This window comes from Shimia sp. (assembly GCF_049116215.1).
Classification (GTDB): Bacteria; Pseudomonadota; Alphaproteobacteria; order Rhodobacterales; family Rhodobacteraceae; genus Shimia.
This window is the reverse complement of record NZ_JAGDZB010000003.1, coordinates 698,362-722,858: the sequence shown is the minus strand read 5'-3', so window position 1 is coordinate 722,858 and position 24,497 is coordinate 698,362. Positions and strand designations below refer to the sequence as shown.

Sequence of the window (24,497 nt, the reverse complement as noted above, 5' to 3'; positions counted from 1 at the left end):
CCGGAGCAGGACCCCGGCGTTTTGTCATTTATCAACCAATTTGCTTGGCCATGCGTTTACGCTCATGTGGGTCGAGGTAGCGTTTGCGCAGGCGCACGTTGCTTGGTGTCACTTCAACTAGCTCATCGTCGTTGATGTAGGCGATGGCTTCTTCGAGCGAGAGCGTCATTGGCGTGGTCAGGCGGACCGCTTCGTCGGTGCCGGATGCCCGCACGTTGGTGAGTTTCTTACCTTTCAGCGGGTTAACTTCGAGGTCGTTCTCACGGCTGTGCTCGCCGATGATCATGCCGGTATAGACGTCGGCCTGTGCACCAATCATCATTTTGCCGCGATCTTCGAGGTTCCAAAGGGCAAAGGCCACCGAGGAGCCGTTTTCCATGGAGATCAGCACGCCTGCGCGACGGCCTGCGATGGCGCCCTTGTACGGTGCCCAGCCGTGGAACACGCGGTTCAGAACGCCGGTGCCGCGGGTGTCGGTCAGGAATTCACCGTGATACCCAATCAGGCCGCGAGACGGCACATGCGCGATGATGCGGGTCTTACCAGCACCTGCAGGGCGCATTTCCACCAGCTCACCTTTGCGGGCACCGGTCAGTTTCTCAATCACGGCGCCGGAGTATTCGTCATCCACGTCAATGGTGGCTTCTTCGATCGGCTCTACCTTTTGACCGTCCTCTTCGCGCATAATTACCTGTGGTCGGGAGATCGACAGCTCAAAGCCCTCGCGGCGCATGTTTTCGATCAGAACACCCATTTGCAGTTCGCCACGACCGGAAACCTCAAAGGCTTCGCCGCCAGGCGTATCTGCGATTTTGATCGCCACGTTGGATTCGGCTTCCTTCATCAAGCGGTCACGAATGACGCGCGACTGAACCTTTTTGCCGTCACGACCTGCCAGCGGGCTGTCGTTGATGCCAAAGGTCACGGTGATGGTGGGCGGGTCAATCGGTTGTGCTTCGAGCGGCTCTTCTACGGCGAGCGCACAGATGGTGTCAGCCACGGTGGCTTTGGTCATGCCTGCAATGGACACGATGTCACCGGCCTGCGCCTCTTCGATGTCTTGCTGCGCGAGGCCACGGAAGGCCTGGATTTTTGTCACACGGAACTGTTCGATTTTTTGGCCGATGCGGGTCAGCGCCTGAACGGTTGCACCCACTTTTAGGGTGCCGGACTCAACACGTCCTGTCAGGATGCGCCCAACAAATGGGTCAGACCCCAAAGTGGTTGCCAGCATGCGGAAATCGTCTTCTTGTTTGTGAACCTGCTTTGGTTCTGGCACGTGGTTCACAATCAGGTTGAACAAAGCGTGCAAATCTTGGCGAGGACCGTCGAGTTCTGCGTCCGCCCAGCCGTTACGGCCAGAGGCATACATGTGTGGGAATTCGAGTTGGTCATCGTTGGCATCCAGAGATGCGAAGAGGTCAAAACACTCGTCCAATGCGCGGTCGGGTTCAGCGTCTGGCTTATCAACTTTGTTCAGAACCACGATTGGACGCAGACCCAGGGCCAAAGCTTTGGAGGTCACAAACTTGGTTTGTGGCATTGGGCCTTCAGCCGCGTCCACGAGCAGAACCACACCGTCTACCATCGACAGGATACGCTCAACCTCGCCCCCAAAGTCGGCGTGGCCAGGGGTGTCCACGATGTTGATGCGGGTGCCTTTCCACTCAACGCTGGTTGGCTTGGCAAAGATGGTGATGCCGCGCTCACGCTCCAGCGCGTCGCTGTCCATGGCGCGCTCGGCCACTTCCTGGTTTTCCCGGAATGCACCCGACTGTTTCAGCAGCTCATCCACAAGCGTGGTTTTGCCGTGGTCAACGTGGGCGATGATGGCGATATTGCGAAGATCCATAAGGGCAGCCTTTCCTGTTCGCGCTCGCCCTAACGCGGGTTTCCCCAAAAGGCCACCCCTTTAATGTCAGTTAGTGAACGGCAGTCTTAGAAAACAGGTTTATAACAAGAATACCGGCAACAATCAGCCCCATTCCCAAAATCGCCGCCAGATCGAGTTTTTGGCCAAACGCAAAATAGGCGATGATGGATATGGAAATGATGCCAAGGCCAGACCAGACGGCGTAGGTGATGCCGACCGGTAAGTAGCGCAGGGTTTGCGCCATCATGTAGAAGGCGAGGCCATAGCCAATCACGACGATAATCGAGGGAATAGGTTTGGTGAATTGCTGGCTGGCTTGCAGCGCTGCGGTGCCGATGGTTTCAAACACAACGGCGACCAGTAGGATCAGATAGGCTTTGGGCATGCGCGTCCCTTGTGGGTTAGCGCGCGATGTAGCGATCGCGACGGTGATTTGTTGCGATCATGATATTGGTAACGGCTGCGCCAATCAGCGAGAAGATCACCGCGTTGAGGTCAAAAAACGACACCGCGAGACCAAAGACAAAAACGTCGAAACCAAGTTGGACCCAACCGGCCTTGATGCCTTTGGTGTCCTGCAACCATACGGCCACAATGCCAACGCCGCCCAAAGTGGCGCCATGGCGAAAGAGAACAATCAGACCTGCGCCAGCTGTTACCCCTGCGAGTACTGCGCCAACCAGCGGGTGTACCGTGGCGATTTGGAATGCCTGTGGGAGCAAAAAGGTCCAAAGCGTCAGTAGGCCTACCGCGGCAAAGGTCTTGAGCGTGAAGAACCAGCCCATGCGCAGGTAAGCGATTATATAGAACGGCAGGTTCAAAACAAAGAAGAGCGCGCCGAAGGAGAGCCCCGTGGCTTTGGCCGCGACCAGAGACAGGCCGGCAATCTGGCCCGTGAACAGATCAACCGCCTGTAAGAACTGCACCGACAGCGCCACCAGAAGTGTACCGACAATCAACCCCTGAATATCGTCAAAAGGGCTGTGTTTTTCAGGGCTTGGAGATTCAATAAAACTTACCATGGCACCGGATTTGCCGCAGCGCGGCGCAGCTGTCTAGGGGGTGCGGCGCAAGGCCGCTATGCAGCTGGGGTCTACCGAGCGGTTGGTAAAGGGCGTCCTAAGGCGCGGTGTGCGCGCCTTAGGGCATTTTGTCTCAGGGATTAGCCAGCGAGCGCTTTGTTGAGGTTTTCGTCGATCTTTTCGAGGAAGCCCATCGTGGTCATCCAGCCTTGATCCGGGCCAACAAGAAGCGCCAAATCTTTGGTCATAAAGCCGCTTTCCACGGTCTCGATGATCACGCGCTCAAGAGTTTCAGCAAAGGCGCGCAGGGCAATGTTGTTGTCCAGTTTCGCGCGGTGCTTCAGACCGCCGGTCCAGGCGTAGATCGAGGCAATTGAGTTGGTGGAGGTGGCTTCGCCTTTCTGGTGCTGCCGGTAGTGGCGGGTCACGGTGCCGTGCGCCGCTTCGGCCTCTACAATTTTTCCATCCGGCGTCATCAGCTGCGAGGTCATCAGGCCAAGCGAGCCGAAGCCCTGTGCCACGGTGTCGGATTGCACGTCACCATCGTAGTTTTTACAGGCCCAAACAAACTTGCCGTTCCACTTCATGGCACAGGCGACCATATCGTCGATCAGGCGGTGTTCATACCAGATGCCAGCGGCTTTGAATTTCTCTTCGAACTCTTCTTCATAGACCTTTTGGAACAGGTCTTTGAAGCGGCCGTCATAGGCTTTCAGGATGGTGTTCTTGGTCGAGAGATACACCGGCCACCCGAGGTTCAGGCCGTAGTTCAGCGAGGCGCGAGCAAAATCGATGATCGAGCTGTCGAGGTTGTACATCGCCTGATAGACGCCAGCAGAGGGCGCGTCATAGACTTCTTTCTCAATCACGGTGCCATCTTCGCCAACAAACTTCATGGTCAGCTTGCCTGCACCCGGGAAGGTGAAATCGGTGGCTTTGTACTGGTCACCAAACGCATGACGGCCCACAACAATTGGAGAGGTCCAGCCCGGCACAAGGCGCGGTACGTTGCGACAGATGATTGGCTGGCGGAAGACCACACCACCAAGGATGTTACGGATCGTGCCGTTGGGCGAACGCCACATCTTTTTGAGGCCAAATTCCTCAACGCGCTGCTCATCCGGGGTGATTGTGGCACATTTGATTGCCACGCCAACCTCTTTGGTTTTTTCTGCGGCGTCGATGGTGATTTGGTCTTCGGTGCGGTCCCGCTCTTCGATGCCAAGATCGTAGTACAGAAGGTCAAGGTCCAAGTATGGCAGCATCAGTTTGTCTTTGATGAATTGCCAGATGATGCGTGTCATTTCATCGCCATCCATCTCGACGATGGGATTTTCCACTTTGATCTTGGTCATGGGGGTCTCCTGTGAACCGAGTCGTATTTGGCGCCTCTCCTAAGCGATTTTGACCATCTTGGGAAGGCTTTGTATGCGATTGTATACAGTTTAAGCTGGACGCGAATTTTTGTTGCGTGAAACGTAGCATGACAATTGTTTTTGACAAAGAGCCGGGGGTTCTCGACCACGACAAGCGATGCAGGTAGTGTCACCTTAAAGGGTGCGGGAGGGTGATTGTGTCGCAAGTGATTTCTGAAGTTCTGAGGTGTTTTGAGCAGGCCTGGCGCTTGCGTCGGCCGTTTGTGCAGTCGCACTTGGCGTTCAATATCCTGTTGGCAGCCGCATTTGCGCCTTTGATGGCGGGCACCGTTCACTTGGCGCTCAGGTTTTCTGGCAAACCCGCATTGGCAGATTTTGATATCGCGTTGTTCCTGTTATCACCTGTTGGATTTGTGGCGGGTTTGTTGATTGCCGGGATGGCCATGGTGCTGTTGACCTTGGATGTGTCGTTTATGATGGCTGTGGCGTTGAGGGATCGACAAAGCAAGTCGCATGGACTGTTGGACGGTGTGGCGATGGTTCTGCCGCGAGCGCCTGCGGTGCTTGAGCTGGCCGTGCAATTCTGTTTGCGGCTGTTGGTGATGTGCCTGCCGTTTCTTGCGGTGTGTGGCCTGGCGTTTTCCCGTTGGATGACGGAGTACGACATCAACTATTACCTGAGCTTTCATCCACCGGAATTTGTGCAGACCATGGTGGTGTGCGCAGTCATGCTTATGCTCATGGCTGGGCTTGTGCTGTGGCGCACATTGGGCTGGGTGCTGGCTTTGCCACTGGTGGTGTTTGACGGCCAAAGGGCAGGGGCCGCGTTGCGCGAGAGCCAGGCGCGTATGACGGGGCGGCGTATGGCGTTTCTCATGCGATTGGCAGTTTGGGGAGCGTTGGGCGCTGTGATCGGCGGTGCAGTGCTGTTTGTGGTGGGGGCGATCATTCAATTTGGGCTGCACTTTGTTCCCTTTGGTCTCAAAGGGCTGGCCGCATTCCTGTTGCTGTCTGTTGCCTTGTGGGCTGCATTGAACCTTGTGCTGACATCCCTGACCACGGGGGCCTTGGCGGTGGCGTTTATGGGGTTTGCAGGATGGCCTGATGCCGGTGAAAAGAGCGAAGTGCCAAAAGGTTTATTGACCGGTATCGTCGCCGTTGCTGCGCTGATGACAGCCCTTGGTGGGGTTGGTGTTGCGGAGCTGTTGAAGGTGGATCAGGATCGGCCTGTGGCTGTGATTGCGCATCGTGGCGCTTCAGGGGCGGCGCCTGAAAACACCATGGCGGCGGTGACGCGCGCCGTGGAAGATCAGGCGGACTGGGTGGAGATCGATGTTCAGGAAACCGCCGATGGTGCGGTGATTGTTGTGCACGACAGCGATTTTATGAAAGTCGCGGGCAATCCGGTGAAAATTTGGGATGCGACGTTGGCTGATGTGGCAAAAATCGACATTGGCAGTTGGTTTGATCCCGCGTTTGCCGCAGAACGCACCGCCACGCTGGAAGAGGTGTTGTTGGCCACAAAAGACAAATCCGGCGTGGTGATCGAGTTGAAATACTATGGCCATGACGAGGATTTGGAGCAGCGGGTGATCGACATTGTGGAGGCTGCGGACATGGTGGGTCAGGTCAAGATCATGTCGCTAAAGGCGGATGCCGTGGCCAAGATGCGCGCACTACGGCCGAAGTGGAATGTGGGGCTTCTGGCCTCTGCATCCCTCGGCAATATGTGGGATCTGGACGTGGATTTCCTGGCGGTGAACAGCGCCACCATGTCGCGACAGTTGGTGCGCGGCGCGCAGGATGTTGGCAAAGAGGTTTATGTATGGACCGTGAACGATGCGCTGTCGATGTCAGGCATGTTGTCGTACGGCGTGGATGGCTTGATCACGGATGAGCCTGCGCTTGCGCGGCAAGTGTTGGCGGATCGCAAAACTTTGAGTGGAGTTGAACGTCTGGTGCTTGGGTTGGCTGGTCGCATTGGCTTGGACGTACCACATCGGGGTGGAGATGAGATTTAGACGTTTCGCCCAAGTCTTTGTGGCTTTTATTGTTTTAAGCGAACCTGTTGTGGCTCAAAGCTCAACTTCTGACTCTGGTTTGTCTGCTAAGGTGGAAATCTGGCGGCACAGCCGTTTGCAGGCACTGCGTGAAGCGGAGCCGACGTCGATGGCGCCTTTCACCACCGACGGCTGTTCAGGCGGTATGTCTGCAGCTTGGGGCGCCATGGCACGTACGTTTCCATGGTTCGCCCGGGTGTTTGCCCATGAGGCGCCTTGGCATGGGTGTTGTGTGACACATGATCGGGCCTATCACTTGGGTGGCGAAAACCCTAAGGCGCAAGCGGGGTTTCAAGCACGCTTAAAGGCAGATGAAGAGCTGCGGCTATGTGTGAAGGGCGTGGCGGATGGTCAGGCGGATGCGCTTGCGCAACAGTATGAGGCCACGCCGGAGGATGTAACCGCCGCGATCAATTTTGTCGCGGATCGTATGTATGAGGCAGTACGGCTCGGTGGGTTGCCGTGTTCAGGTTTGCCATGGCGCTGGGGCTACGGCTGGCCACAATGTTTTTGAGCTAGCCGTTTTCGGAAAACCATTTTGCAATACGGGCCTTTAGGTGGTCCCAGAGTGCGGGCGCACCCTTGGCGACCTTCCAGCCAACACGGTCTTCGAGTTGTGCGCGCGTGACATTGTACTCAGGCCAAGTGCCGCCGTTGGTTTCCAAGTTGCCAATCACCGGCTGCACCCGATCTATGCTCTTGGCAAAGACGGCGTCGTCACTTTCGGCGGCTTCAAACTCATCCCAAAGCGCACGCATCGCGGTGGCCTGATCTTCAGGCAGCAGGCCAAAAATGCGGTCCGCTGCGGAGCTTTCTGCCGCTTCCATGGCTGCGATGTCATGGTCACCATGGATTGGGCTGTCGCCCACATCAATCTCCACCAGATCATGGATCAGCAACATGCGGATTACGCGGTCGATGTTGATGTTCTTATTGGCATGTTCCGACAGGATCAGTGCGTACAGCGCAATGTGCCAGCTGTGGCTGCCACTGTCTTCTTTGCGGTGCCCGTCAAGCACGTTAGTGGCGCGATAGACGGATTTCAGCTTATCGGCTTCGGTCAAAAAGGCGATTTGCGCGGTGAGGCGATCACTCATTCGGAAGGGTCTGCCTTGGCGGCTGCGGCGCGCGCAGCCTTGACTTTATTGATGAGAAAGGCGCGGCCTTTTTCTTCGGACATGCGCATCCGGACCTCTGTGAGAAAGGCCTCCTCAAGAGATTGAGAGGATGCGCCAAGTACCTCACTTACCTGCATAAAAAGACGTTCATCACCCAGTTCTTTTTGGGCTTTGATGGTGTCTTCAGCAAGTTTGGCAGCCAGCGCATCCAGGGTGCTCATTAGCGGCTGTTCTCTGTCAGGCGACGTTTGACATAATCGGTGACGTTGCCTGTCATCTGATCCATGTATTCGTCGGTCTCAAAGAAGTGACCTGCGCCATCAATTTCTGTGTGGGTGATGGTGATGCCCTTTTGCTCGTGCAGTTTGTTGACAAGCGAGTGGGTTTCAGCCGGTGGGGCCACACGATCAGCGGTACCGTTCAGGATCAGGCCAGAACTCGGGCAGGGCGCCAGGAAGGAGAAGTCATACATGTTGGCAGGGGGGGCAATTGAGATGAAACCAGTGATTTCTGGTCGACGCATCAGCAACTGCATGCCAATCCAGGCGCCAAACGAGAACCCAGCCACCCAGCAGTGCTTGGAGTTGGTATTCATCGACTGCAGATAGTCCAGCGCTGATGCGGCATCGGACAATTCGCCAACACCTTGATCATATTCACCCTGAGACCGGCCTACTCCGCGGAAGTTGAACCGAAGCACAGTGAAGCCCATGTTGTAGAAGGCATAGTGGAGGTTGTAGACAACCTTGTTGTTCATTGTGCCGCCAAACTGCGGGTGGGGATGCAAGACAATCGCGATCGGCGCGTCTTTTTCTTTTTGTGGGTGGTAGCGGCCTTCGAGGCGGCCTTCTGGTCCCGGAAAAATCACCTCAGGCATATTTGTCGCTTTTCTCCCTTAAAAGGTATGAACGAATTCTTGACGAATTTGCTCTGCCACCTTAGAACGCTTCTAAATAATTGAACGGCCGGAAAGCCGTTCGGGTTCTAGCGACTTAAGCACATGGGCGGCTGAGGTCAATCAATTCGAGGGGGTGCTCTATGAAACTGTCGACAAAAGGCCGCTATGCCGTGGTTGCTTTGGCAGATATTGCGCTCCAGCCACCGGAAGATCTTGTGAGTTTGAGTGAAATCTCCAAGCGGCAGAGCATTTCGCTGCCTTATCTGGAGCAGTTGTTCGTAAAGCTGCGGCGTGCTGAACTGGTTGTATCGGTGCGTGGGCCGGGTGGTGGTTACCGGTTGGCCCGCCCAAAATCCGAGATTCGGGTGGCTGATATTCTGGCAGCGGTGGATGAGACCGTGTCGGCGCTGCACACAGGGGCAGGGGCCAGCGGGGGGTCCAGTGGGTCGCGTGCGCAGTCCATGGCCAACCGTCTTTGGGAAGGGCTGTCGGCGCACGTTTATGTGTTCCTTCACCAGACTCGCTTGTCCGATATTGTGGAGAACGACTTGGCGCCATGCCCGGCTGTGCCCACCTTGTTTTCTGTGGTGGACGAAGTGGCGGATGAAAAGGCCTGATGCGCGCCTATTTGGATCATAATGCGACAACTATGCTGCGGGCTGAGGCCCGTGAAGCGATGATCGCGGCGATGGATGTCTATGGCAATCCGTCGTCTGTGCATTCTGAGGGGCGTAAAGCGAAGTCCATTCTTGAGCGCGCACGTGGCGATATCGCGTCCGCTTTTGGCGCAGACGGCGCGGATGTGATCTTCACTAGCAGCGCGACGGAATCTGCTGCGCTGGCTTTGTCTGGGCGCAATTTGCGTGCCGCCAACGTCGAGCATGATGCGGTGAATGCGTGGACGCAGAATGACCTGCCCGTGGATGCACAAGGTTCAGTGACCATTGACGATCCGGCCAACAACTGCGTGCAACTGGCAAATTCCGAGACCGGCGTGATCCAAACTCTGCCGGATGGCCTTGCGGTCAGTGACATGACTCAGGCTTTTGGCAAGCTGCCGGTCGCGTTTAACTGGACCGGCGCACAAATGGCGCTGATCTCGGCGCATAAGCTTGGCGGACCAAAAGGTATTGGTGCCTTGGTGGTGAAACGCGGCACCGATGTGCCAGCACAGCTTTTGGGCGGCGGTCAGGAAATGGGCCGTCGTGCGGGCACCGAGAATGTGATCGGGGCCGCTGGATTTGCTGCTGCGGCAAAGGCGGCTGCGCAAGACTTGGCTGACGGCGTGTGGGATCGGGTTGCAGAGCTGCGTGATTTGCTGGAAGACAGGATATCCGCAGACGCACCGGAGGCCATCATTGTTGGCAAAGGATCCAAGCGGCTTCCCAACACGACGGCTGTTGCGGTGCCGGGCTGGAAGGGGGAGACGCAGGTCATGCAGATGGATCTGGCTGGTTTCGCGATTTCGGCCGGTTCAGCATGCTCTTCGGGCAAGGTGCGCGCGAGCAAGGTGTTGAGCGCGATGGGATATGACGAGATGACGGCATCAAGCGCCATACGGGTGAGCTTGGGGCCACACACAAGCGAACAGGACGTCATGGGTTTTGCCGACAAATGGCTGACCCAGATGAACAAACACCGCGCTTCGGCGCGAAAGAAAGATTAGGAGACGCACATGGCTGTAGTTGAGGAAACCCAAGTCAAAGAAGGTGTTGACCAGGAAACCGTGGATGCCGTGCGCGAGGTTGGCGGCAAGTACAAATACGGTTGGGAAACCGAAATTGAGATGGAATATGCCCCCAAAGGGCTGACCGAGGACATCGTCCGCCTAATTTCGGAGAAAAACGAAGAGCCTGAGTGGATGACTGACTGGCGGTTGGAAGCGTATAAGCGTTGGCTGACCAAAGAAGAGCCAGACTGGGCGATGCTGGATTATCCGGAAGTAGATTTTCAGGATCAGTACTATTATGCGCGCCCAAAGAGCATGGAAGAGAAGCCAAAGTCTCTGGACGAGGTGGATCCGAAGCTGCTCGCGACCTACGAAAAGCTCGGTATCCCGCTGAAAGAACAAATGATTTTGGCTGGCGTCGAAGGTGCGGAGAACGCACCGGCGGAAGGCCGTAAAGTCGCTGTGGATGCGGTTTTTGACTCCGTGTCGGTTGGCACAACCTTCCAGAAAGAGCTGAAAGAGGCGGGTGTGATCTTCTGCTCGATCTCTGAAGCCATCCGTGAACATCCGGAGCTGGTGAAGAAGTATCTCGGTTCGGTCGTTCCTGTGTCTGACAACTTCTATGCAACGCTGAACAGCGCTGTGTTCTCGGACGGGTCTTTTGTTTACGTGCCGCCCGGTGTGCGCTGCCCGATGGAACTGTCCACTTATTTCCGCATTAACGCGGAAAACACAGGCCAGTTTGAGCGGACGCTGATCATTGCCGACAAAGGCTCCTACGTGTCCTATCTCGAAGGCTGCACCGCGCCGCAGCGTGACACCTCTCAACTGCACGCGGCTGTCGTTGAGATTGTCATCGAAGAAGATGCGGAAGTGAAATACTCCACCGTTCAGAACTGGTATCCTGGGGATGAGAACGGCAAAGGTGGGATCTACAACTTTGTGACCAAACGCGCCGATTGCCGTGGTGACCGGGCCAAGATCATGTGGACTCAGGTTGAAACCGGTTCTGCCGTAACCTGGAAATATCCGTCTTGCATCTTGCGTGGCGATGATGCGCAGGGCGAGTTCTACTCAATTGCGATCACCAACAACCATCAGCAAGCCGACACTGGCACCAAGATGATCCATCTCGGCAAAAACACCAAGTCGCGGATTGTCTCCAAAGGCATCAGCGCCGGTGTGGCGCAGAACACCTACCGTGGTCAGGTTTCTATGCACCCGAAAGCCAAGAACAGCCGGAACTACACTCAGTGTGACAGCCTGCTGATTGGCGATAAATGCGGGGCGCACACGGTGCCGTACATCGAGGTCAAGAACAACTCTTCCCGTGTGGAGCACGAAGCAACGACCTCCAAGGTGGATGATGAGCAGATGTTCTACTGCCGTCAGCGCGGCATGGATGAGGAAGAGGCCGTGGCTCTGATTGTAAACGGCTTTGCCAAGGAAGTTTTGCAGGCGCTGCCAATGGAATTTGCCATGGAAGCACAACAGCTTGTGGCGATTTCTCTGGAGGGATCCGTTGGCTAACCACCGTTCTACATTGCGCGAAAAACTGATTGCGGTCTTGCCTTTTGTCATGCCGGCCATTGGCGGCATGTTTGGGGTGATCTACCTCAACACTGCCGACGGCTTTCCAATTCCTTTCTTGTGGGTTGGGATCGGCATTTTGGGCGGCTGGCTCGCGGGGCGGGTTTTGGTGTGGTTGTTGGACAGGTAAGCAGAAATGGAAACCATCCAGGCTTTGATGCAGCAATCAGCAGGCGTTGGCGCGGGGATCGCGTTTGGGTCGGCAGTGGGCTTTGGCCTGCGCAAGAAACGGTTGGGGCGTTCGGACGGGCTGATATCGGGCTCAGTTTTTGTGACCTCCGCGATTTGCGGGATTGTGGCAATGGCTGTGATGATGGCGATCACTTACGTGGGAGGTCTTTGAGATGATTGTAACAACAACACCTTCAATCGAAGGCCATCAGATCACGGCGTATCATGGCATTGTCGTGGGCGAGGCAATCATGGGGGCAAATGTCGTGCGGGACATCTTTGCCTCCATCACAGACATCGTGGGTGGCCGTTCAGGCGCCTATGAAAGCAAACTACAGGATGCACGCGAAACCGCTCTTGCCGAGCTGGAAACCCGCGCCGCAGCCAAAGGGGCCAACGCCGTCGTCGGCGTTGATCTGGATTACGAAGTTGTGGGTGACACGATGCTGATGGTTTCGGCCAGCGGCACGGCTGTTACCGTGAAATAAGACAAGAAATGACCGGGTGCCTCGGCATCCCGTGGAAACGCGAAGGAAGATGAACATGTTGGAAATCAAAGGCCTGAAGGTCAAACTTGAAGAAGAAGACAAGCAGATCCTCAAAGGTGTAGATCTGAAAGTGGAAGCCGGCAAAGTGCACGCGATCATGGGGCCAAACGGTTCTGGTAAATCCACACTGTCCTATGTGTTGTCCGGCAAAGACGGCTACGAAGTGACTGAAGGTGAAGCCACTCTGGGTGGCGAAGACCTGCTGGAGTTGGAAGCGGAAGAGCGCGCCGCGTTGGGTCTGTTCCTGGCGTTCCAATACCCAGTGGAAATCCCGGGTGTGGGCAACATGACCTTCCTGCGCACAGCGGTAAATGCACAGCGCAAAGCACGTGGCGAAGAAGAGCTGTCCGCAGCGGACTTCCTGAAAGAAATCCGCGCCAAAGCCAAAACCCTGAAGATCGACGCCGAGATGCTGAAGCGTCCTGTCAACGTCGGCTTCTCCGGTGGTGAGAAAAAGCGTAACGAGATTTTGCAGATGGCGATGCTTGAGCCAAAGATGTGTATTCTCGACGAAACCGACTCTGGTCTCGACGTGGACGCGATGAAGTTGGTGTCTGAAGGCGTAAACGCTTTGCGCGACGAAGGCCGTGGCTTCCTTGTCATCACCCACTACCAGCGTCTCCTGGATCACATCAAACCAGACGTCGTGCACATCATGGCGGACGGCCGTATCATCAAAACCGGTGGCCCTGAGCTGGCACTGGAAGTTGAGAAAAACGGTTACGCAGACATTCTGGCGGAGATGGCGTAATGGCGGCTCTGGCGAAGAAACAAGAGGCCGCGGCGGCGCGACTGGACGGTATGACCGTTCCAGCGGGTGGTCAGTGGGCCACAGAAGCCCGTGAGGCGGCTTTGGGTCGCTTGCGCGAGATTGGGCTACCTGAGCGGCGGGATGAATACTGGAAGTTCACCCGTCCGGACACGCTGACCCAAGCTGAGGCACCGGCGGCTGCGGTCTTTGAGACCGGTGAAGCGCCGTTGTTTGATAGCTTTGATCGTATCAAAATCGTTTTTGTTGATGGTGTGTTTGACGCTGAACAGTCTGACACTCTCGCAGGCGAAGGTCTGTCCATCGAGCGTCTGGCAGATGTTGCAGAAAAAGACATTCATTGGGCCAAAGACCTTTATGGCCGGCTGGAAATCAATGGTCAGACGCCGGTTGAGCGTCCCTTGGCAGCTTTGAACACCGCGTTTGCCACCGATGGCGTGGTGATCCACGTGACAGGCAAAGTTGAGAAGCCTGTGAACCTTGTTTATCAACACAAGGCTGACACCTCAGACGCGATCTTGCACCATGTGATCAAGCTCGATGCGGGTGCAGAGGTGACTGTTCTGGAAAACGGTCCAGCGGCGGCGCGATTTAACAAATCCATGGAAGTGGATGTGGCGGATGGGGCAACCTTTCACCATGTGCGCGCACAAGGTCGGGACCATGAACGTCGCGCTGTGACGCATTTGTTTGGCCGACTGGGCACCGAAAGTGTGTTCAAGAGCTTTACGCTGACCGTGAACGGTCGCCTAACCCGCAACGAGGCGGTTCTGGAGTTGACCGGCGATGATGCCATGGCGCATGTGGCGGGTGCTTGCATGGGGGATGGCGACTTCCATCACGACGACACCGTTTTTGTGACCCATGATGCGGTGAACTGTGAAAGCCGTCAGGTTTTCAAAAAGGTTCTGCGCAATGGCGCAACCGGTGTTTTCCAGGGGAAAATCCTGGTCAAAGCGGGCGCACAGAAGACGGACGGCTATCAGATCAGCCAATCGCTGCTGCTGGATGGCGACAGCCAATTCTTAGCCAAGCCGGAACTGGAAATTTACGCCGATGATGTGGCCTGTTCCCACGGGTCGACGTCTGGCGCGATTGACGAGGATGCGCTGTTCTATCTGCGCGCCCGTGGTGTTCCAAAAGACATCGCAACCGACCTTATGGTGATGTCCTTTGTGGCAGAAGCCGTAGAAGAGGTGGAAAGCGAAGCGCTGCGAGACGAGATCAACGGGCGCCTCGAGTCCTGGTTGGAGCGTCGGCGCGGCTGATGTCTGTGACAAGTGATATGATGGCCAGCTACCGTTCTCCAAGAGCGGTAGTGCGCCGCCGTTTGGCCATGGGCCAGCGGGAAGACCGCGCTTTTGCGATCCTGATGGCTGCTTGCTGCGTGATCTTTGTGTCGCGCTGGCCTGCATTGGCCCGTGAAGCACATCTGACGGGCACAGAGTTGAACCCACTTTTGGGTGCCAATCTCTTTGCCTTGATGTTTGTGTTGCCCTTGATCGCGGTGTCTCTGGCATTTGTCACACATCTGATCCTGCGGGCATTTGGCCGCAAACAATCCAGCTTTGGCACGCGCTTTGCGTTGTTCTGGGCCATGCTGGCGACCGGCCCGCTGTATCTTTTGGTGGGGTTGGTCGAAGGATTTATAGGTGAAGGCGCCGCGTTGACGATTGTGGGCGCAATTTGGTTTGTTGCCTTTGTCTGGATCTGGGGGTCCGGTTTGGTGGAAGCGGGTAGGGCGACCACATGAGAGAGCAACTGACCGCTCTGTTCTGGCTGACTGTGCGCGATCCGGGCGAGGCGGCTGTGGCGCTGATGAGCCGTCCGGTCCCGCGCAACGTGGGTTGGATGATCCTGGCTCTTGGTATTGTGCTCAATGCTTTGGCGCACTTTGCAACCCTTACGCTGTTTCCGGCCCCTGCGGAATTGAATGTTCCTTTTCTGACCGCGCCTTTCCTATACACGACCATCTTAGGATGTGGCCTGGTTTTGCTTGTTTTCTCTTTCTATTGGGGGGGGCGGGCGATCGGCGGGCGAGGGCGCTTTGATGATGTCTTGCTGGCCATTGGATGGCTGCAATACATGCGTTTTGCGGTTCAATTGGCATCGTTGCTGCTGATGCTGGCCATGCCCGGTCTAGCGCTGATTTTTGTGATGGGCGCGGGGTTGTATTCAATCTGGGTCGTTTTAAATTTCATCAATGTTATCCATGGGTTTAACAGCCTTGGGAAGGCCGTGATGTTGGTGTTGATCACCATGTTGGGCATGACCGTTGGGATGACGATGCTTTTGTCGCTGGGTGCAGCGACTGCTATTGGAATGTCTTAAAATGTTTGACGTCAACAAAATCCGCACAGATTTTCCGATCTTGGGCCGTGAAGTAAATGGCAAACCGTTGGTCTATTTGGACAATGGTGCCTCCTCACAAAAACCGCAGGTGGTGATTGATGCCATCACACAGGCGTATTCTATGGAATATGCAAATGTGCACCGTGGCTTGCACTATCTCTCCAATCTGGCGACCGACAAATACGAAGCGGTGCGCGGTAAGATTGCCAAATTCTTGAATGCGGCCAGTGAAGATGAAATTGTTCTGAACTCTGGCACCACCGAGGGCATCAATATGGTGGCCTATGGGTGGGCCATGCCGCGTTTGGAAGCTGGCGATGAAATTATCCTGTCGGTGATGGAACACCATGCCAATATTGTGCCGTGGCACTTCCTGCGCGAGCGCCAGGGCGTTGTGCTCAAATGGGTTGACGTGGACAGTACAGGTGCGTTGGATCCGCAGGCGGTGCTTGACGCGATTGGGCCTAAAACCAAACTGATTGCCGTGACCCAATGTTCCAATGTTTTGGGGACCATGGTGGATGTTAAGGCGATCACCGAAGGCGCACATGCCAAAGGCGTGCCAGTTCTGGTGGACGGCTCGCAAGGCTCGGTGCATGCGCCTGTTGATGTTCAAGATATTGGCTGTGATTTCTACGCCATCACTGGCCACAAGCTTTATGGTCCGTCCGGGTCTGGCGCGATCTACTGCAAAATGGATCGTATGAAAGAGATGCGTCCGTTTATTGGCGGTGGCGACATGATCAAAGAGGTCTCCAAGGAGGCCGTGGTCTACAACGATCCCCCAATGAAGTTTGAAGCCGGCACACCGGGCATTGTGCAGACCATCGGCTTTGGCGTGGCGCTGGATTACCTGATGGATTTGGGCATGGAGAACGTCGCAGCCCATGAAGCCAAACTGCGTGACTATACCGCGCAAAAGCTGGCCGGTTTGAATTGGTTGCAGGTGCAGGGCACCACGGCGGACAAAGCAGCGATCTTCAGCTTTACATTGGATGGTGCGGCGCATGCGCATGACATCTCCACGATCCTGGACAAAAAGGGCGTGGCTGTGCGGGCTGGGCACCACTGTGCGGGGCCATTGATGGAGCATCTTGGTGTGTCTGCGACCTGTCGCGCCAGCTTTGGACTGTACAACACCACTGATGAGGCGGACACGCTCATCGACGCGCTGGAATTGGCGCACGAACTCTTTGGTTAGACGTTCATTTTGCGATTGCGGGGCGTAGCCACACTGGCTATACCCCGACCTTAGGCACCTGTAGCTCAGCTGGATAGAGCGCTGCCCTCCGAAGGCAGAGGCCAGAGGTTCGAATCCTCTCAGGTGCGCCACTTTTCTTAACAATTAGACGTTGATCGCCACTGAAGAGATTCGGTTTTTGGCGTGAATTGTGGCGGGAACCGGCCTGATTTGTGGTGGGATTTTGACGCCTTGTGGCGGAGGAATGGCGCCATTGTGGCAGGATTTGGGCATGCCAAAACTGCCTAAAAACTGGCAAATATGGCCGATTTCGAAGTTTTCGGTGATCTCACTGGTGAACCCTCTGTTTTTCAAGGGTTTAAGCCAAGTTTAGCGAAGCAAATACAATTTGATATGAAGCTGTCCAGTATTGTTCGCTTCCTGTTTGGGACTCAAGAACCCTGCCGATCTACCACTGAGGGTGGGATTTTAACGGCTCAGGGGTGGGCCATTAGGTGGGAAAGCGAAGATGTCTCTCATGCAAGCGAGCTTCATCAAGATCAAAACGCATAGATCGGTCGCTATGCACTCAGAAGGGTGTGCGCGGACGCGGCAGGACCAAAACCTGACTGCGACTTTGTAACGATTTCTGAGGATAGTTAGATGCCTATTATCATTACTGTGGATCGCAGTAGTGCGCCGATAGAGGTGCGCTCGGACATGTTCGGCGTGAACCTGTTGACCAGCACAAATGAAGTCAACGGAGTTCCCAATGACGGCTACGTTGAGGCCATTGACCTGGTCGGTGCGACCCGTCTGCGGTATCCCGCTGGCCGGGCGGCAAACGAGCAGATCACAGAACTGGATCGCAGCGAAAGCGGGTTCAACCAAATCCGTGAAGATGTCCGCAATTACCTGGATTGGGTAAAAGAAAATGATGCGCGGACCACGCTTGTGGTGCCGGCATTGGCGGATGCACATACCAACCAGCAAGATATTCGGGATTGGGCCGAGTTGGTGCTGGACTATATGGGTGACAAGGTTGATTTGATTGCCGGGTACGAGATTGGCAATGAATTCTGGCAGACCATTGATGAGGTCGAATACGGCGAATACGCCGCTGATATCGCCAACGCCTTGCGCGGTGCCACTGTAAATGGGTACCAACCCGAAATCTGGGTGCAAACAGCCAACGTGGCCGGGGGCGCGTCCAACTACAAAGGCGGCAATTTTGGCTCGATCAGCGATGCGGATGCCATCTCAGCTATGGCGCATTGGGACGAGGACCATCGACCAAACGACTGGAGCGACTCTCAAACAGCCGAACAATACTACAAGAGCCTGAACGGATATGAAAAACGGGTGGTAAAAGGCAATCTCGAGCTGCTGGAGCAGCTTGATGCGGACCACAATATTGCCAATGGGTTTCAAACCAACGGCGCCTCTGCGTCGATCGATGGTATCGTCGCACACTACTACTTCGACAAAGAAGTGGAGGGCTATGATCAGAGTGACTCATTGACCCGCTCTGAGAACAAGTACCTGGATCTGCGTTTCTCCACTTGGGAGGCGATGTTGCCGCAGGATTTGTCCATTCAGATGACAGAATGGAATGTGGAAACCGGACATTGGCATTGGTTGGGGCTCAAAGCGGCTGGCGTTGTGGTCGAGCAGTTTCAGAACATGATCGAAATGGGCGTAGACGGTGCAGATTTCTGGACAGTGCGCCACAATACGTCGACGGCCATTGCAGGTGGCAACGCGGACCAAGGGGCGGTGAGTTTAACACCTGCGGGCGTGATGCTGCAGTTGATGTCAGAAAGCCTTAACCCCGACGATGACGCGATGTACGCGCTCAAAACAGATGGTTTTGACGAGACCAAGCTGGAAGTAAACGCCTATTCTAACGGCTATACAAGCGTAGTCTATGTGACGTCGCATACCGAGACATTTAACAAGTCTTTCTCTTTGGATCTATCCGCCTTGGTTGGGTCCGATGTTGAATCCTGGAGCGGTCGCGTCGTTGGTATCGATGCCAACACGTCGGATGGATTTAGCGACAATGCCGCTTACGATGAGCATGGCAATTTGGTTCAACGGGTTGGCAAACGGACCATCGACAATGCGGAGCGCGCCGATCTGATCGAGGTCTTGGGTGACGCCTATGATGACAGCCTAATAAAGTCCAGTTCTGGGAGCTGGAAAACCTACCTGCCCAAGCCTGAGGATATTTATGTGCGGCCGGGCGTGGGCAATCCAACGTCGCTTGATGACTTTTATTTTGCCACTGAATCTGATGTCGCTGGGTCCCTCACGAACCTGTCTCAAGCGCAACTGGGCAGCAGTGCGAGTGATATCAGTTTTCGCCTGAACCCCTATGAGGTGATCGAAATCACCCTGGAACATTCCAATGTTCTGTCTGGCAACAGTTCTGCAAATGTGATGCGGGGCGGCCATGGTGTTGACGATTTTAACGGAAGTGGTGGGGATGACTACCTGCGGGGCTACGACGGCATGGACATTCTCGTTGGCGGCACGGGGCACGATTCCGTGTATGGCGACTCTGGCAACGACCGTATGGAGGGAAAAGCTGGAAACGACCGGCTGTACGGCGGTTCTGGAGATGACAAGCTGGTCGGCGGCGACGGCAATGACTATTTGCGCGACGAAAGCGGTAAGGATGACTTTGTCGGCGGAAACGGCATTGATACGGCCTCCTATTGGGGCCACAAAGCTGGTGTCAGCGTGAACCTTAAGACCGGTGTGAATTCGAGCGGCGATACTTACAACAGCATTGAAAATCTATACGGATCCAACATCGCGAATGATACTCTGTATGGCGATGACAGTGATAACTTGCTGTATGGTGCCGGAGATGATGATCGTCTGTACGGCTACAAAGGGGATGATACCTTAAATGGTGGCGACGGTGACGATTACCTTCGCGACGAGTCCGGCCGGGATCTGTTTATCGGTGGCGACGGTGAGGATACGGTGTCCTACTGGGGGCATAAATCCGGGATGACCGCAAACCTGACCACAGGCGCGAACTCTGGCGGCGACAGTTATGACAGCATTGAGCACCTGCTGGGCTCCAACATCGCGAATGATGAGTTTTACGGCAATTCTGATGGCAATCATCTCGACGGTGCAGGTGGAGATGACCGGCTTTACGGCTATTCAGGCAATGACTTTCTAGAGGGCAGCGCAGGGACGGATCGTCTGTACGGTGGCTACGGCAATGACACGCTTGAAGGTGGCGACGGAGATGATTATTTGCGTGATGATGCAGGTAAAGACGTGTTCAATGGCGGCGCAGGTATAGATACGGCATCTTATTGGGGGCACACATCTGGGGTTTCCGTGAACCTCTTGACCGGCGCAAACAGCAGCGGTGACAGCTACAACAGCATTGAGAACCTTCTGGGGTCCAACAAGGCGGACGATACCTTGATTGGTGATAACGGGGACAATCGGATTGATGCGGCGGCTGGTGATGATGTTCTGTCCGGCAATGGCGGGGCTGACCATTTGGACGGGCGCAGCGGTGACGACAGTTTGAGCGGCGATGATGGCAACGATCGCCTGTATGGAGGTTCGGGAACCGACACACTGCGTGGCGGAGCGGGCGACGATTATTTGCGTGATGAATCCGGGCGGGACATCTTTGACGGCGGTTCCGGTCAGGACACGGCATCTTACTGGGGGCATTCCGCAGGCGTCACTGTCAATCTTCAAACCGGTGAAAACAGCAGTGCGGACACATACATCAGTATTGAACACCTTTGGGGGTCTAACAAAGCGGACGACCATCTGACAGGTGATGGGCAGGCAAATTACCTGCGCGGCGCTGCCGGAGATGACACGCTGAACGGTGGCGGTGGCAATGACACCTTGCGCGGGGACAGTGGAGACGATGTCATGACCGGTGGTGATGGCAGTGACCTATTCCTGTTCCACAACAGTTTTGGTCAAGATGTGGTCACCGACTTTGATTTGGTTGAAGACGTGTTGGACTTTGCTTCTGTGGACGCGTTCTCCAGCTTTTCTGACGTCATCAACAATCACGCCACGCAGGTTGGCTCGGATGTGGTGATCTCCGCCAGTGGCAGTCACGAGATCACGCTTGAAGATGTAAGCCTTGGAGATCTGGCCGCGCACCACTTTGATTTCTAGAGAAAATAAAGGCTGCTTCGGCAGGCTTTATTTGGGGCAGGCTTGTCGCCATGCCTGCCAGGCTTCAGGCGTGTCCAGGTCGGTCAGGGCGTGGCGTTCCGGAAGTGCAATCAATCGCACAGCATCGGCGTGACGTTTCAAGACGCCGCGCGCGCCTACATCGCCGCTCAGAGCGCGTAGTTCTCCAAACAAATTACTGGGGAACAGAACGGGGTGGCCTGGTTGGCTGTCTGCTGAAGTGGCGCGCAAAATTGCATTCGGGAGCGCTTCGTGTACAGCGATCATTGTGCGCAAGTCTTGCTCTGAGAGCTCTGGCATATCTGCTGGAACGACCATAACTCCGCTGATATGTTCGGGTAATTGTGCAATGCCAGCCCGCAGAGAATGCGCCATGCCGTTGGTTGCATCAGGCACGACAACCTGTTGGCTATGCATGCCTGAAAGAACGGAACGTCGCGCCTCATCAAAGTCTCGTAAACACACCAGAACAGTATCGCAGACAGCACAAGCGTGGCCTGCGAGCTTGCGCAGAAGAGGAACACCATCAACGTCTTCGAGAAGCTTGTCGCCACCCCGCATACGTGAAGACGCTCCAGCTGCCAGAAGGAGAATGGCCAAACTGCTTTCTGTGGAACTGTGTTTTGTCATGGGGCGACTTTGGCGCAGGCCTGATGGATTGGCTAGCCCCTCATTCGCGCACCATCCGCGTCAAATAAAGGCTCAGACAATCGCCGGGCAGGGTGCATCTTGCCAAGTATCTCAATTTCTACCTCAAGGTCGTCTGTAATGAGATCAATAGGCACAAAACCAAGGGCAACAGACGATTCTGTGTTGTGTGCGTAGCCACCCGACGTACAAAAACCGACAACCGCGCCGTCCAGCCAAATTGGTTCGTAAGCCTGAACGTCGGCGTCGTCGACGTCCACGGTAAAGGCGCAGAGTTTTCGATCTGGCCAGGTTTCCTTGTCTTTTTCCGCTGCGGCGCGGCCGATGAACTCCTCTGGCTTATTGAACGCGATAAACCGATCGAGACCGGTTTCGGCAGCTGTGTAGTCCGGGGAGTACTCCGACAGCCAGGACCCAAAAAACTTTTCCATCCGCAGCGACATCATCGCTCGCATTCCGAAGGGACGCATGCCCAGAGGCTCACCGGCTTCCCAAAGCGTTTGCCACAAGGCGCGCTGCGCCATGGGATCGCAAAAGATTTCAAAGCCGAGATCGCCGGTATAGCTCACCCTCTGCACCAAGCAGTCGGCCATGCCAACTGTCAATGGGCGCACGTCCATGAACGCCATGTCGGAAATTTCGTCTTTGGTGCAAGCCTGCAGAACGTCACGGGCTTTGGGGCCGGCGACTTGGAAACCAGTCAGACGGTCAGAGACGTTTTTGACCAGCACGCCGTCCATTTCATTCTGCTCAAACCAGCGCATGTGATAGGCCTGCGCGCCGTAAGACGCGGTGAGTTGGAATGCGGTTTCAGACAGACAAGAAACTGTGAAATCGCCGATCAATTTGCCTTTGTGTGACAACATCGGGGTGAGGCTTAGACGGCCTTGCTTTGGTATGCGCCCCGCCATGATGCAGTTGAGCCAAGCGCGGGCATTGGGGCCGGTGACCATGTATTTGCCAAAGTTATGCACTTCGTTGATGCCAACGGCGTTGCGTACGGCTGCAACTTCGCGGGCGGTGGCTGCAAAGGCGTTGGAACGTCGGAAAGATGGGGTCTCGTAACGCGGCTCGTCGCCTTGTGCGAAGTAGTTGACCACTTCGAGGCCAAATTGCTGTCCCCAGACTGCGCCCATTTTGTCAAATACGTCATACATTGGAGTCTGGCGAAAAGGCCGCGCGGCGGGCAGTTCTTCATTTGGGTAAGAAACAGAAAAGCGAGTTTGGTAGTTCTCGATGACTTTCGGGCGCGTGTAACCGGGGGTGATCCAGTCGCCAAAGCGGGCACAGTCCATGGCAAAAGTGTCGCGTTCGGTTTCACCTTCAACCATCCACTGGGCCAGCATCAAGCCGACGCCGCCGCCCTGCGAGAATCCGGCCATCACGGCACAGGCGGACCAATAATTGCGCATGCCTGGAACGGGACCAACAAGAGGGTTTCCATCGGGGGCAAAGGTGAACGGGCCGTGGATCACAGATTTTACGCCTGCCGTTGCCAGGGCAGGGAAACGTTTGTAAGCAAATTCTATTGACGCTTCGATCTTGTCAAAATCATCGGGCAGCAGCTCATGGCCAAAATCCCAGGGCGTGCCGTCCACGCCCCATGGGCGGCAAGGTTGCTCATAAAACCCAATGCACAGCCCGCGCCCTTCTTGTCGGAAATAGCTTTCGCCAGCCGGATCCATCACATGGGGATGTTCTTTGCCGTCTTGCATCATTTCGACAATCAATGGCACGTCTTCGGTGACGATGTATTGGTGCTCCATTGGGTGTAGCGGGAAGTATACACCCGCCATGGCGCCGACCTCGCGCGCCCAAAGACCCGCTGCGTTTACTACGTGTTCCGCGTGGATGGTGCCCTTATCCGTCACCACGTCCCAAGTGCCATCTGGACGCTGGTTGGTTGCGGTGACCTTTGTGTGGGTTTTGATTGTCGCGCCGCCCAGCCGTGCAGCTTTGGCGTAGGCGTGTGTGGTGCCGGAGGGATCAAGGTGGCCATCAAGCGGGTCGTAAAGGGCGCCAATGATGCCATCGGTGTTGGTTGCAGGGGCGAAGGTTTTGATCTCATCGGGAGTGAGGATATTGGTATCGAGTCCCATGAACCGATGTTTGGCGCGTTCTGCCAGCAACATGTCAAAGCGGTCCTGATTGTCAGCCAATGTGACCCCGCCAACATGGTGCAACCCGCAGGACATGCCGGTGATTTCCTCCAACTCTTTGTAGAGGTTGATGGTGTAACCTTGGAGGGCCGCCATATTGGTGTCGCCGTTGAGGGTGTGAAACCCGCCGGCGGCGTGCCAGGTGGAGCCAGAGGTGAGCTCCGAACGTTCAATTAGCGTGACGTCAGACCAACCCAGTTTGGTCAGGTGGTACAGAACAGAGCAGCCAACAACGCCGCCTCCGATCACAGCTACGCGGGTCGTTGTTGTCATGGATGCCTCCTGAGTTCCCTGTTTTCTATGAAATCGGGCGCTTCTGGGAGGCGGCATGCTCAAACGCGACACATTTCGTCGCAAATTGATGATGAGCGGGGTGGAGGCTGGTCGTACGTGCTCAAAACCTATTTTTTGAGTGGCACGCCGTAGAGCTCAAGGCGATGGCCTTTGAGTGTGTAGCCGAGTTTTTCGGCGATCTTTTCTTGCAACGCTTCGATTTCCGGATCGACAAATTCGATCACCTCGCCTGAGCTGATGTCGATAAGATGGTCATGATGTTCGCGTTCCGCATCCTCGTAGCGGGCCCGGCCGTCACCAAACTCCAGCTTGTCGAGAATTCCCGCTTCTTCAAAGAGTTTCACGGTGCGGTAGACCGTTGCGAGAGAGATGCCTGAATCGCGTGCTGAGGCGCGGGCGTAGAGCTCTTCGACATCTGGGTGGTCGGTGCTTTCCTGCAGAACAGTTGCAATGATCCGGCGCTGCTCTGTCATCCGCAACCCTTTGGATTCGCAGCGTTCAATAATGGTGTCGCCCATGCCGTACCTGACCTGACTTATGGTGCCTGATTTGGCTTTCCTGTCTATCGAATGCCGA

At 55.6% G+C, this 24,497-nt stretch carries 24 protein-coding genes and 1 tRNA gene; 15 read left to right on the top strand and 10 right to left on the bottom strand.

The genetic code is table 11. The features are described 5' to 3' along the window. Positions 1–31 precede the first annotated feature (31 nt). The 4 genes from typA to JXR15_RS12145 all read right to left on the bottom strand — a co-directional run bounded on the left by typA (position 32) and on the right by JXR15_RS12145 (position 4,250). Positions 32–1,852, bottom strand: a complete 1,821-nt coding sequence (typA, locus tag JXR15_RS12160; RefSeq protein WP_422053476.1) for a translational GTPase TypA — start codon at positions 1,850–1,852, stop codon at positions 32–34. Positions 1,853–1,922: 70 nt separating this feature from the next. Further along, the gene (locus JXR15_RS12155) at positions 1,923–2,258 is read right to left on the bottom strand and encodes a DMT family transporter (RefSeq protein ID WP_294119280.1); all 336 of its coding nucleotides are present in this window, start codon (positions 2,256–2,258) and stop codon (positions 1,923–1,925) included. Between the two features lie 16 nt (positions 2,259–2,274). Then, the gene (locus JXR15_RS12150) at positions 2,275–2,895 is read right to left on the bottom strand and encodes a YitT family protein (RefSeq protein ID WP_422053475.1); all 621 of its coding nucleotides are present in this window, start codon (positions 2,893–2,895) and stop codon (positions 2,275–2,277) included. Positions 2,896–3,035: 140 nt separating this feature from the next. Beyond that, positions 3,036–4,250 (bottom strand): NADP-dependent isocitrate dehydrogenase, encoded by a 1,215-nt coding sequence (locus JXR15_RS12145; RefSeq protein ID WP_299420819.1) that lies wholly within the window; start codon positions 4,248–4,250, stop codon positions 3,036–3,038. Positions 4,251–4,468: 218 nt separating this feature from the next. Here JXR15_RS12145 and JXR15_RS12140 point away from each other — a divergent pair, with 218 nt between their 5' ends. Both JXR15_RS12140 and JXR15_RS12135 read left to right on the top strand, forming a co-directional pair. Then, positions 4,469–6,292, top strand: a complete 1,824-nt coding sequence (locus JXR15_RS12140; protein WP_422053474.1) for a glycerophosphodiester phosphodiesterase family protein — start codon at positions 4,469–4,471, stop codon at positions 6,290–6,292. Next, positions 6,282–6,845, top strand: coding sequence for a hypothetical protein (locus JXR15_RS12135; RefSeq protein WP_422053473.1), 564 nt, complete (start codon positions 6,282–6,284; stop codon positions 6,843–6,845). Before JXR15_RS12140 ends, JXR15_RS12135 begins: the two co-directional genes overlap by 11 nt. 1 nt (position 6,846) lies before the next feature. Here JXR15_RS12135 and JXR15_RS12130 read toward each other — a convergent pair whose 3' ends face one another. The 3 genes from JXR15_RS12130 to JXR15_RS12120 are packed head-to-tail and all read right to left on the bottom strand — an operon-like array spanning position 6,847 to position 8,326. After that, entirely contained in the window at positions 6,847–7,428 is a 582-nt protein-coding gene (locus tag JXR15_RS12130; protein WP_422053472.1) for an HD domain-containing protein, read from the bottom strand. Further along, positions 7,425–7,670, bottom strand: a complete 246-nt coding sequence (locus JXR15_RS12125; RefSeq protein ID WP_422053471.1) for a hypothetical protein — start codon at positions 7,668–7,670, stop codon at positions 7,425–7,427. The genes JXR15_RS12130 and JXR15_RS12125 overlap by 4 nt, the downstream gene beginning before the upstream one ends. Next, positions 7,670–8,326 (bottom strand): alpha/beta hydrolase, encoded by a 657-nt coding sequence (locus JXR15_RS12120; RefSeq protein ID WP_299420805.1) that lies wholly within the window; start codon positions 8,324–8,326, stop codon positions 7,670–7,672. The genes JXR15_RS12125 and JXR15_RS12120 overlap by 1 nt, the downstream gene beginning before the upstream one ends. A gap of 161 nt (positions 8,327–8,487) precedes the next feature. Between JXR15_RS12120 and JXR15_RS12115 the strand changes: the two genes are divergently transcribed. The 13 genes from JXR15_RS12115 to JXR15_RS12055 all read left to right on the top strand — a co-directional run bounded on the left by JXR15_RS12115 (position 8,488) and on the right by JXR15_RS12055 (position 20,802). Beyond that, positions 8,488–8,964 carry an Rrf2 family transcriptional regulator gene (locus JXR15_RS12115; protein ID WP_422053470.1) on the top strand — a complete coding sequence of 159 codons (477 nt, stop codon included), beginning with the start codon at positions 8,488–8,490 and terminating at the stop codon, positions 8,962–8,964. Then, positions 8,961–10,013 carry a cysteine desulfurase family protein gene (locus JXR15_RS12110; protein ID WP_422053718.1) on the top strand — a complete coding sequence of 351 codons (1,053 nt, stop codon included), beginning with the start codon at positions 8,961–8,963 and terminating at the stop codon, positions 10,011–10,013. Before JXR15_RS12115 ends, JXR15_RS12110 begins: the two co-directional genes overlap by 4 nt. Before the next feature lie 9 nt (positions 10,014–10,022). Beyond that, on the top strand, positions 10,023–11,546 hold the full coding sequence (gene sufB / locus JXR15_RS12105; protein ID WP_422053469.1) for a Fe-S cluster assembly protein SufB: 1,524 nt from the start codon (positions 10,023–10,025) through the stop codon (positions 11,544–11,546). After that, positions 11,539–11,736, top strand: a complete 198-nt coding sequence (locus tag JXR15_RS12100) for a hypothetical protein (protein ID WP_422053468.1) — start codon at positions 11,539–11,541, stop codon at positions 11,734–11,736. Before sufB ends, JXR15_RS12100 begins: the two co-directional genes overlap by 8 nt. Before the next feature lie 6 nt (positions 11,737–11,742). Further along, positions 11,743–11,949, top strand: a complete 207-nt coding sequence (locus JXR15_RS12095) for a hypothetical protein (RefSeq protein ID WP_422053467.1) — start codon at positions 11,743–11,745, stop codon at positions 11,947–11,949. A gap of 1 nt (position 11,950) precedes the next feature. After that, a complete protein-coding gene (locus tag JXR15_RS12090; RefSeq protein WP_422053466.1) occupies positions 11,951–12,265 on the top strand; it encodes a heavy metal-binding domain-containing protein in 315 nt (104 codons plus the stop codon). A 55-nt stretch (positions 12,266–12,320) separates the two neighbouring features. Continuing rightward, complete coding sequence (sufC, locus tag JXR15_RS12085) at positions 12,321–13,076, top strand: Fe-S cluster assembly ATPase SufC (RefSeq protein ID WP_422053465.1); 756 nt, start codon at positions 12,321–12,323, stop codon at positions 13,074–13,076. After that, entirely contained in the window at positions 13,076–14,362 is a 1,287-nt protein-coding gene (locus JXR15_RS12080) for a SufB/SufD family protein (protein WP_422053464.1), read from the top strand. Before sufC ends, JXR15_RS12080 begins: the two co-directional genes overlap by 1 nt. Continuing rightward, positions 14,362–14,847, top strand: a complete 486-nt coding sequence (locus JXR15_RS12075) for a YIP1 family protein (protein ID WP_422053463.1) — start codon at positions 14,362–14,364, stop codon at positions 14,845–14,847. The genes JXR15_RS12080 and JXR15_RS12075 overlap by 1 nt, the downstream gene beginning before the upstream one ends. Next, complete coding sequence (locus JXR15_RS12070) at positions 14,844–15,425, top strand: YIP1 family protein (protein ID WP_422053462.1); 582 nt, start codon at positions 14,844–14,846, stop codon at positions 15,423–15,425. The genes JXR15_RS12075 and JXR15_RS12070 overlap by 4 nt, the downstream gene beginning before the upstream one ends. 1 nt (position 15,426) lies before the next feature. Continuing rightward, the gene (locus tag JXR15_RS12065) at positions 15,427–16,647 is read left to right on the top strand and encodes a cysteine desulfurase (RefSeq protein ID WP_422053461.1); all 1,221 of its coding nucleotides are present in this window, start codon (positions 15,427–15,429) and stop codon (positions 16,645–16,647) included. 54 nt (positions 16,648–16,701) lie between these two features. After that, positions 16,702–16,778, top strand: a tRNA-Arg gene (locus JXR15_RS12060). 511 nt (positions 16,779–17,289) lie between these two features. After that, entirely contained in the window at positions 17,290–20,802 is a 3,513-nt protein-coding gene (locus tag JXR15_RS12055; protein ID WP_422053460.1) for a hypothetical protein, read from the top strand. 27 nt (positions 20,803–20,829) lie between these two features. Here JXR15_RS12055 and JXR15_RS12050 read toward each other — a convergent pair whose 3' ends face one another. The 3 genes from JXR15_RS12050 to JXR15_RS12040 all read right to left on the bottom strand — a co-directional run bounded on the left by JXR15_RS12050 (position 20,830) and on the right by JXR15_RS12040 (position 24,439). Beyond that, positions 20,830–21,450, bottom strand: coding sequence for a nucleotidyltransferase family protein (locus JXR15_RS12050; RefSeq protein ID WP_422053459.1), 621 nt, complete (start codon positions 21,448–21,450; stop codon positions 20,830–20,832). Between the two features lie 32 nt (positions 21,451–21,482). Next, positions 21,483–23,900, bottom strand: a complete 2,418-nt coding sequence (locus JXR15_RS12045; RefSeq protein WP_422053458.1) for a GcvT family protein — start codon at positions 23,898–23,900, stop codon at positions 21,483–21,485. A gap of 128 nt (positions 23,901–24,028) precedes the next feature. Beyond that, a complete protein-coding gene (locus tag JXR15_RS12040) occupies positions 24,029–24,439 on the bottom strand; it encodes a Fur family transcriptional regulator (RefSeq protein WP_422053457.1) in 411 nt (136 codons plus the stop codon). Between the last annotated feature and the right edge of the window lie 58 nt (positions 24,440–24,497).

What these genes read in the sequence shown, in the direction of transcription:
- JXR15_RS12070 (WP_422053462.1), top strand. Translation starts at nt 14,844, where the DNA reads ATGAGAGAGCAACTGACCGCTCTGTTCTGGCTGACTGTGCGCGATCCG.
- JXR15_RS12050 (WP_422053459.1), bottom strand. Translation starts at nt 21,450, where the DNA reads ATGACAAAACACAGTTCCACAGAAAGCAGTTTGGCCATTCTCCTTCTG.
- JXR15_RS12090 (WP_422053466.1), top strand. Translation starts at nt 11,951, where the DNA reads ATGATTGTAACAACAACACCTTCAATCGAAGGCCATCAGATCACGGCG.
- sufB (WP_422053469.1), top strand. Translation starts at nt 10,023, where the DNA reads ATGGCTGTAGTTGAGGAAACCCAAGTCAAAGAAGGTGTTGACCAGGAA.
- typA (WP_422053476.1), bottom strand. Translation starts at nt 1,852, where the DNA reads ATGGATCTTCGCAATATCGCCATCATCGCCCACGTTGACCACGGCAAA.
- JXR15_RS12080 (WP_422053464.1), top strand. Translation starts at nt 13,076, where the DNA reads ATGGCGGCTCTGGCGAAGAAACAAGAGGCCGCGGCGGCGCGACTGGAC.
- JXR15_RS12145 (WP_299420819.1), bottom strand. Translation starts at nt 4,250, where the DNA reads ATGACCAAGATCAAAGTGGAAAATCCCATCGTCGAGATGGATGGCGAT.
- JXR15_RS12045 (WP_422053458.1), bottom strand. Translation starts at nt 23,900, where the DNA reads ATGACAACAACGACCCGCGTAGCTGTGATCGGAGGCGGCGTTGTTGGC.
- JXR15_RS12135 (WP_422053473.1), top strand. Translation starts at nt 6,282, where the DNA reads ATGAGATTTAGACGTTTCGCCCAAGTCTTTGTGGCTTTTATTGTTTTA.
- JXR15_RS12130 (WP_422053472.1), bottom strand. Translation starts at nt 7,428, where the DNA reads ATGAGTGATCGCCTCACCGCGCAAATCGCCTTTTTGACCGAAGCCGAT.
- JXR15_RS12155 (WP_294119280.1), bottom strand. Translation starts at nt 2,258, where the DNA reads ATGCCCAAAGCCTATCTGATCCTACTGGTCGCCGTTGTGTTTGAAACC.
- JXR15_RS12115 (WP_422053470.1), top strand. Translation starts at nt 8,488, where the DNA reads ATGAAACTGTCGACAAAAGGCCGCTATGCCGTGGTTGCTTTGGCAGAT.
- JXR15_RS12120 (WP_299420805.1), bottom strand. Translation starts at nt 8,326, where the DNA reads ATGCCTGAGGTGATTTTTCCGGGACCAGAAGGCCGCCTCGAAGGCCGC.
- JXR15_RS12075 (WP_422053463.1), top strand. Translation starts at nt 14,362, where the DNA reads ATGTCTGTGACAAGTGATATGATGGCCAGCTACCGTTCTCCAAGAGCG.
- JXR15_RS12150 (WP_422053475.1), bottom strand. Translation starts at nt 2,895, where the DNA reads ATGGTAAGTTTTATTGAATCTCCAAGCCCTGAAAAACACAGCCCTTTT.
- sufC (WP_422053465.1), top strand. Translation starts at nt 12,321, where the DNA reads ATGTTGGAAATCAAAGGCCTGAAGGTCAAACTTGAAGAAGAAGACAAG.
- JXR15_RS12040 (WP_422053457.1), bottom strand. Translation starts at nt 24,439, where the DNA reads ATGGGCGACACCATTATTGAACGCTGCGAATCCAAAGGGTTGCGGATG.
- JXR15_RS12065 (WP_422053461.1), top strand. Translation starts at nt 15,427, where the DNA reads ATGTTTGACGTCAACAAAATCCGCACAGATTTTCCGATCTTGGGCCGT.
- JXR15_RS12055 (WP_422053460.1), top strand. Translation starts at nt 17,290, where the DNA reads ATGCCTATTATCATTACTGTGGATCGCAGTAGTGCGCCGATAGAGGTG.
- JXR15_RS12095 (WP_422053467.1), top strand. Translation starts at nt 11,743, where the DNA reads ATGGAAACCATCCAGGCTTTGATGCAGCAATCAGCAGGCGTTGGCGCG.
- JXR15_RS12125 (WP_422053471.1), bottom strand. Translation starts at nt 7,670, where the DNA reads ATGAGCACCCTGGATGCGCTGGCTGCCAAACTTGCTGAAGACACCATC.